The following is a 1,375-nucleotide window of genomic DNA, read 5'->3' on the forward strand; positions in this document are numbered from 1 at the left end:
CGCCCGAAGACCGCCGCACCCTGCTGTTCTCGGCCACCGTGCCGTCGGGCATTGCGAGCCTGGCCAAGACATTCCAGAAAGACGCGCAGCGGATCCAGACCGCAGGCGAAACCAAACAGCATTCCGACATTGAATACCGGCTGATGAGCGTGGCGCAGCAAGATGCGGAAAACGCCATCATCAATGTGCTGCGCTACTACGAGGCGCCCAGCTCCATCGTTTTCGCCAACACCCGTGCGGCGGTGAACCGTCTGGCGGCGCGGCTGACCAACCGCGGTCTGTCGGTGGTGACACTGTCGGGCGAATTGTCCCAAGCCGAGCGCAGCCAAGCGCTGCAGGCAATGCGCGACGGCCGCGCCCGGGTCTGCGTGGCCACTGACGTGGCCGCACGCGGTATCGATCTGCCAGGACTGGAGCTGGTGGTTCATGCCGAGCTTCCCTCGAACCACGAAACTCTGCTGCACCGTTCGGGCCGGACCGGCCGCGCGGGCCGCAAGGGCGTCAGCGCATTGATCGCGCCGCCCAAGGCCCGCAGCAAGGCGCTGCGGCTGCTGAAGTGGGCCAAGCTGACGGCAGAACACTGCGAAGCCCCCTCGGCCGACGACATTATGGCGCGTGACGAGGAGCGGATGCTGGCCGATCCTGTCTGGCAGGAGCCTGTTGCGGAGCAGGAACAGGCAGGCGTTAAGACCCTGCTGGAGCATTTCTCTGCCGAGCAGATTGCCACCACCTACCTGCGCCTTTTCCGCAGCCGCCATTCGGCGCCGGAAGATCTGCGCCCGGCCGGCGCTGAGGAGCCGCGCAAGGAACGCAAAGAACGCAAGGATTTCGGCCCGTCGGTGTGGTTCTCGCTGTCGGGCGGGCGCGCCACCGGTGCGGACCCGCGCAAGGTGCTGCCGATGCTGTGCAAAGCCGGCAATATTGATCGCGACGTTATCGGGGCGATCCGGATACAAGAAAACGAAACCTTTGCCGAAATCAGCCAGGATGCTGTTGATGGCTTCCTGAAAGCACTGGGCGGCAAGACCGAACTGGAGCCGGGCGCGGTGCTGACACAGCTGTCCGAAGCCCCCGATCTGGGTCCGGCACCGCGCCGCAGCCCCGGCGGACCAAAAGGTGGCTTCAAAGGCGACCGGGACTCCAAGCCGCACCGCGGCAAACCGGATGGCCCAAAGCCGTACCGCGCCAAATCCGATGACAGCCGGGACAGCCGCCCGCCGCGCAAGGACTGGCAGGAAAAGCGCTCTGCGGACAAACCGCCTTTCGAGCGCGAGCCGCGCCGCAGCCGCCCGCCGGAAAGCAGCCCCAAGCCTGATCCGGCTGTTGTCGCCAAGCCGCGCGGCGCCTCCGATCCCTCCAAGCGGATGACCAGGCC

General features: G+C 66.3%; 1 protein-coding gene. It reads left to right on the forward strand.

Annotated elements, in window-relative coordinates; translation table 11 throughout:
• Nucleotides 1-1,375 (forward strand): helicase-related protein (locus A2I95_RS38200; protein ID WP_291737621.1); only part of this gene is annotated, 1,375 nt, incomplete at both ends.

The sequence above is a fragment of the Leisingera sp. F5 genome (genome assembly GCF_001593695.1).